Origin of the sequence: Blastopirellula marina DSM 3645, assembly GCF_000153105.1 — a bacterium.
In the GTDB taxonomy this organism is placed as follows: domain Bacteria; phylum Planctomycetota; class Planctomycetia; order Pirellulales; family Pirellulaceae; genus Blastopirellula; species Blastopirellula marina.
This window is the reverse complement of sequence record NZ_CH672377.1, coordinates 453,317-459,500: the sequence shown is the minus strand read 5'-3', so window position 1 is coordinate 459,500 and position 6,184 is coordinate 453,317. Positions and strand designations below refer to the sequence as shown.

Genomic DNA, 6,184 nt, shown 5'->3' with positions numbered 1-6,184 from the left:
CCCTCGCTTGCGCAGCGGGCTAGTGTGGCGATGTTCGGTTGATTCTGGCCGTGATTTATCCGTGGCGTCCGTGTTCTATTCTTCGTGAATGCCAAATAACGCAACTTCAAACTTTCAAAATAGAAACGGTAACCAGAGATACCGTGAAAGCGATGGATGATAAACAGCTCGCGAAGACGAGCAAATTTCTTAGCTTGGTGCTGCGGCATCAGCCCGATAAAATTGGGATCGAACTCGATGAGCAGGGTTGGGTCGAAGTGGCCACGTTGCTCGCCGCGATCAGGCGCGAAAGTCGGCCGCTGACGTTAGCGCAGCTGCAAGAAGTCGTGACGCGAAATGACAAGCAGCGGTTCATGTTCTCCTCAGACGGGCTGCGCATCCGCGCGGTGCAAGGGCATTCGATTGAAGTGGAGCTGGGCTACGAAGCTGCCGCGCCGCCTGAGTATCTGTTGCATGGAACGCCGGAGCAATCGGTCGCGATCATTTTGGAGACAGGGCTGAAAAAAATGAAGCGTCATCACGTTCACCTGCATCACGATCGACAAACGGCCAGCGCCGTCGGACAACGACGGGGCAAGCCGGTGTTGCTGCAAATCGCGGCGGGACGAATGCATGCCGACGGTTATTCGTTTTACGTGACGCCCAACCAAGTTTGGCTGACGGACGAAGTTCCCCCTGCTTACTTAAGTATTTTGGAATAACTCAAAATGAATGCGACAGGCAGGGTGATCGCCGTTTGCACTTCGACGTCGGGTGGCATTCCGCGCTATTCGGTCGCAGCGATCGAGCTGACGCCGCAGGGGATTGTCGGCGATAAGCATCGCTATTTAGAGCACGAGACGAACGAGCGGGCCGTGAGCCTGTTTGATGTCGAGCTTTACGAGCAATTGCCGATCGATGAGGAGCCGGCGCCGCCGGGAAGCGTGGGCGAAAACATCACGGTCGCCGGCGTGGGGCTTGGTCAATTAGACGCCGGCGCCGAGCTTCGACTGGGCGAAGTGATCGTTCGTCTCACGCGCCGCTGGGCGCCCTGTTACGTGCAACATCCACGGAGCGGAAAGACGCGTCCGAATCGCGAAAAGCTCGCCGGTTGGTTCGCCATGGTGATCCAAGCAGGACAGGTCGCGGCGGATGACATTGTGACGCTTACTGCGAATTCTTCGCAAAATCATTGAACCAAAAACTGCATTGCATAGACACACAAGTTACAATCGTGACTTGTTGACCATGCGTCGTGCGCCGGACTTCTATCGCCGATTGAGCTCGTCCGACGTCGCAGGAAACTCGCCGCATCATTCGCCGGAGCGCGAAACTTTCTGCTGCGGATCTAGTTGGTTCCAGCAGCGCGGCGCTGATGACCGCATGTTATCGCGATACGTTGGCTGGGCGTCGCGAGTTATTTGTCAAAATATCTGACTTCTATGAGAACAGGTTTGCCATGGTTCGAATGACATCTACTTTGTGCGTAGGGCTGGGCCTACTGGCGCTGCATGCGGCGTCGGCCCAAGCCGCCGATCACTTCTTCACGGTGGGAGGAGGACCTGTCGCGAAGAGCAGTCAGATCTCGTTGGAGAATAACGTTCTCTACTTCCAGCGGTCTCTTGCTCGTTTGGGGCTGGATCAACTCGAGCATCAGATCCTGTTTGACGACGGCGACAATCCCCAGGCCGATCTGCAGTACGAAGATGTCACGCGCGACGACGAAGATATCCGCACGCTGCTGGCCGAGATCGTGGGGCCCAGCAACGGGATTCAGTTCAACTATCGATCCAGCTCGATCCCCGGCGTCAGCGGCGCCGCCGAACCGGAAGTGATTGCAAAGTCGCTCGCAGATCTCTCGCAGCGGCTCTCGGCCGATGATCGCTTGGTCTTCTATTTTACTGGGCACGGCGGACGCTCGAAGCCGACGAAAGAAAAGCCTGCGGAAACCGAAAAGAAATCGGAGCCGACGGAGAAAGGCGATGCGAAGGAAGAAGAGCCGAAGAAGCGGGCTAAGCCGTTGGTCAACAATCGGACGCACCTTTGGAACTCCCACGAGATGACCGTGACCGAGTGGACCGAAAAGCTGGATGAGCTGCCGGTCGACGCGCCGGTGATCGCGGTGATGGTGCAATGTTATAGCGGCGGGTTCGGCAACTTGATTTTCAAAGGGGGCGATCCAGAAAATGGGCTGGCCGATCATCCCCGCTGCGGGTTCTTCTCGACGGTGCCGGATCGTGTCGCCGCCGGCTGTACCCCCAACATCCAGCAGGCCGAGTATCGCGAATACTCTTCCTACTTCTGGGAAGCGCTGACCGGAGAGACCCGCACTGGGCAGTCGGTGACGCGACCTGATTTTGATCAGGACGGACGCAGCTCGCTGTTGGAGGCGCATGCCTATACCGTATTGAACGCCGACACGATCGACATTCCGACGCGGACCTCGGACGCTCTTCTGCGACACTATTCGGCGACCACCGGCCGAGACGGTTTGTTGTCGATCCATTCTCCGGTTGACGTGTTGTTAATGTCGGCCAGTCCCAGTGAACGAGCGGTGATCGAAGGTCTCAGCCAGCGGTTCGAGCTGGTCGGCGCCGATCGCGGCAAAGAGGTCGAAGCAGCGATGAAGCGGATCAGCGAAGAAAAGAAAGGCGCTGATGGAGACCTCCGCGAGAAGAAAAAGGAGCTCGGGACCGCCAAAAGTGAAATCTCCAAAGCGATCCAGCATCGCTGGCCCGCGATCGGCAGCCCCTGGCACCCCGAAACGGCTCGCTTACTCACCGAAGAAGCCGACGCGGTAAAGCAAGCGATTCTCGAGAATGAGAACTACGCCAAGGTGAAGGAGCTAAACGGCGCGATTGAAGAGCTCGATGCGAAACGCGAGCAGCATGAACTGGATGTCGTGAAACTCGAACGTCTGAAGTACTGGTTAGAAACCCGCGCTCTCGCGATCAATCTGGCCGTAACGGCGGATGCGACGGTCTGGGAAGATTACGTGCGACTCGTGAAGCTCGAATCGCAATATCTTGCCGAAACGCCGCCGGCAGTCGCCAAGAAAAGTTAACCTGGCGCCAAAGATTCGTCGTTCGCTAAAAACACAGCCGTCCGAGTGACTCGGACGGCTGTTTGCGTTTTTCATATTACCAGCAGCGTCTAGGCGCCCAGTTCGGTATCCCAGTAGGCTTCGCTGATGAACTTGGCCCACGACTCGATCCGTACGCGGCGTGCGGCGTAAACCGGCGACCAGCGGGGGCGGACCGGGATCGAGTGCAACGGCATTCGTGCTTGCAGCGGCGTACGGTTCGCTTTCGAATGATTGCATTCGACGCACGCCAGCACGCAGTTCTCCCAGCTCGACTCGCCCCCTTGGGCACGCGGCAGGACGTGGTCGATCGTCAAGCTTTCGCTTCCTGGTCGCGAACCGCAATATTGGCACGTGTAGTTGTCGCGCTTGAACACGTTACGACGGCTGAACGTCACCGTGTTACGCGGGACGCGATCGTAGTTGACCAGCGTGACCACTTCCGGAACGCGAATCTTCAACCGTTGCGACGAGATGAACGGCTCGTCCTTGTTCGGGACAAGTTGCGACCAATCTTCCCAGTCGTACAGTTGGTAGCTGAGCGGATCGACGATCCGCGCCGTACCGCTGAAGACCTTGGTCAACGAGCGGGCCACCGAGGCGACGCCTACGGGTTGCCAGTTTCGATTGAGGACGAGCGTTGGGCGCTCGAGGATTGCCGACATCCATCTCTCCCTGAGGTTATTGTCGATGACGACTGATCGGGTTCGAACCGATTTCTAACCGCTTCTACGGGCGCTCTGCCTGGTTGAGCTACAGTCGTTTGGGCTCGATCAAGGAACTTTTGTAGGGCTGCATTCCGACCCCAGTTGGGGTGAGGAGGGGAGCGAAGTCAGGCCCTTAGCATAACACATCTGCGATTTTGACAGCAACTTTTCGTGGTCGAACCTTTTCCTTGGGGCGTCGCCGCAAGGTTGGTCACCGCGAGAAATTGGTGAAGAGAACAAGTAGGTCACACGGTCAAAGGCACACAATCGTCCCTTCTTGGCCGGTATTTCGCTCTCTGCCAAGATTCGCCGCCGCGACATCGCCAAATCCGCAAACCGTTCACGTTGGCTTGAAGTTTTGGTGAATCCGCGCGGCGGCTTGTCGAAATCGCTTTCCAATGAAAGGAGAGAACTCTTGGAGAGGGGGTTCGCGCCGGAACGTCCATCGGTGACCAGCAACTTCAGTAACGTAGCGTGGGTGCAGCAAGCGAACTGCGGTGTCCAATCTCGAGCGACGTCGCCGCTTGCGTAACCCACGGATTGGGTCAGAGCGACGATTGGGTTCGGTGGCTTGCGCAAACCGGTCCTGTCATTGGAGGATGGTAAAATCGATCGCGGTTTTGCTCCACCCACCCTCTACGCGACTTTTGCAGCAACAATCGTCGCCGCTTCACCTTCTCCTTTTTCGCACCTTCGCCCGGCGCTTCCGCGACTTGCGGGCAGCGTGGAGTGGACTCGGCGGCGACTTTTTTTCGAGTGGACTCGCGCGTGAAATTTTCTCGGCTTCGCTCGCAGGACGACTCGGCTGGTCGGCCTGCTGGAATGGACTCGGCGGCGCAGTTTTTTCGGCGTAGGCCAATAGTTCGGCGGTGGTGAAGGTGGGGAAGATTTCGTCGAGCGGGTCGAAATCGGCCGCATCGTCATCGCTTAATTCGGCCAGATCGACCAGGCGATAACGGGGCTCCCACTGGCGCATGGAGGGATCACTGCTGGAAGCGAGTCGGATTTCGCCGGCGTCGACCAGACGTTGCCAAGTCAGGCCGAACTTGGCGCCGCTCATCCCGCTTTGCTCGCGGATCTTCAGCTTGGTCGCCTGAGCCGGGTCGATCTGCGACATCACGCCCCGCAGTTTCCACCGCAAGTGATCGGCTTGCGCCTTGGCGGCCAACTGGGCCGTTTCTTCTGCGATGGCCGGCACGTCGCGCAACTGTACTTCCCACTTGCGACCAGCTGCTCCTTCATCAATGTCGACTCCCCACAGGCTGCTTTGCCCGGCGCCGCCCCCCAGCGTCAACCACAACTGGTGTCGCCCGCTCCCCGGCTCAAACGCTTGGCGGCGATTGACTAGCAGCCATTGCCGCGCGACAGCCGTACAGGCGGCGCTGGCGAGATCGGCGGCGGTTAAGGCCCGCGGCGGCGACTCTTTGCGCGTTGGACAACAGAGAATCGGCGTCGCGCCGGCTTCCAAACAGCACCGCACCAGCTCGCGCAGCTGCCGGGTCTGGGCCCGCGGCGTCGCGGTCGAGAAATCGGCCGCGTCGATCAGCACCACTTCCAACTGGTGTCGCTCGATCCAAGCGGTCAGCCGCCGCACATTCACCGGATCGCCCGGCTCCGCCATGTTCAGCCCCCAGACCAGCCGATCCAGCGTCGACAAGTCGACACCCGCCGCTGCGCTCCAGCGCGGCGCCAGGTCGGTCACCACCGGCTCGGCGCCTTCGCCGCCGACAAAGCCGACGCGAAAGGCCCGCTCGGCCGCGAATTGGCCCAAAAACTTGCCGCCGCTCGCGAGCGCGCCGCACAGATCGACCGCCAGCGAGGTCTTCATGCTTTTACGGGGCCCCAAAATCACCGCCGCTTCATGCCGAGCCAGCATCCCCGGCAACAACCAGGCCCGCGGTTTTTTCCGTGCTAATAATTGGGTCGTGGTCAGCCCCTCTAAAGGTTCTTCTTCGGGGCCCGAACGCCGCTCCTCTTCGGAATCAGAATCGGCCAAGCGCAAATGGTCGCGGCGATCCGGCCGCTTCTCCGCAACATCCGATTCCGGCGAAGTCGCGTCATTCGATGGCGTTGGATTGGTTGGTTGGAAAGAAGGCTCGTTTATGACGATTGACATCTCAATTTCCCCCCCCGTGGTTCGCCGCAGGCGCAGCAGAGCCGCACGCCCAAAATCGGGGCAAACCAACACTCCGACGCTCAGCCCCATCCCCAGGCCAAACGTCTTACGCAACTAGACTCCGGCGCATCCCGCAGGCGCCAGAACAAACGCAGAAAAGCAGGGCCGAGCCGTCGCTCGAAGTACTGTACAAATTTATACTATCGGTGGGGCGGCGTGTCAACCTCTATTGGGGGAGGTTTTTGCGGCCGATTGTTGCTTGCAAAGGAGTTCGCAGCAGAAACCGGGGCGAAGGCCCTG

The 6,184-nt window shown here is 59.1% G+C and carries 5 protein-coding genes and 1 tRNA gene; 3 read left to right on the top strand and 3 right to left on the bottom strand.

Annotated elements, in window-relative coordinates:
• Positions 1-152 precede the first annotated feature (152 nt).
• The 3 genes from DSM3645_RS20935 (at position 153) to DSM3645_RS20925 (ending at position 3,043) form a co-directional block, all read left to right on the top strand.
• Positions 153-701 carry an RNA 2'-phosphotransferase gene (locus DSM3645_RS20935; protein ID WP_040352901.1) on the top strand — a complete coding sequence of 183 codons (549 nt, stop codon included), beginning with the start codon at positions 153-155 and terminating at the stop codon, positions 699-701.
• Between the two features lie 6 nt (positions 702-707).
• A complete protein-coding gene (locus DSM3645_RS20930) occupies positions 708-1,175 on the top strand; it encodes an MOSC domain-containing protein (RefSeq protein WP_050769476.1) in 468 nt (155 codons plus the stop codon).
• A 263-nt stretch (positions 1,176-1,438) separates the two neighbouring features.
• Positions 1,439-3,043 carry a hypothetical protein gene (locus DSM3645_RS20925; RefSeq protein WP_081444955.1) on the top strand — a complete coding sequence of 535 codons (1,605 nt, stop codon included), beginning with the start codon at positions 1,439-1,441 and terminating at the stop codon, positions 3,041-3,043.
• A gap of 89 nt (positions 3,044-3,132) precedes the next feature.
• On the opposite strand, the gene DSM3645_RS20920 is transcribed toward DSM3645_RS20925, so the two are convergent.
• The 3 genes from DSM3645_RS20920 to DSM3645_RS20910 form a co-directional block, all read right to left on the bottom strand.
• Positions 3,133-3,726 carry an HNH endonuclease gene (locus tag DSM3645_RS20920; protein WP_002654562.1) on the bottom strand — a complete coding sequence of 198 codons (594 nt, stop codon included), beginning with the start codon at positions 3,724-3,726 and terminating at the stop codon, positions 3,133-3,135.
• A 27-nt stretch (positions 3,727-3,753) separates the two neighbouring features.
• A tRNA-OTHER gene (locus tag DSM3645_RS20915) sits at positions 3,754-3,824 on the bottom strand.
• A gap of 614 nt (positions 3,825-4,438) precedes the next feature.
• Positions 4,439-5,884, bottom strand: coding sequence for an AAA family ATPase (locus DSM3645_RS20910; protein WP_040352900.1), 1,446 nt, complete (start codon positions 5,882-5,884; stop codon positions 4,439-4,441).
• Positions 5,885-6,184: the final 300 nt, after the last annotated feature.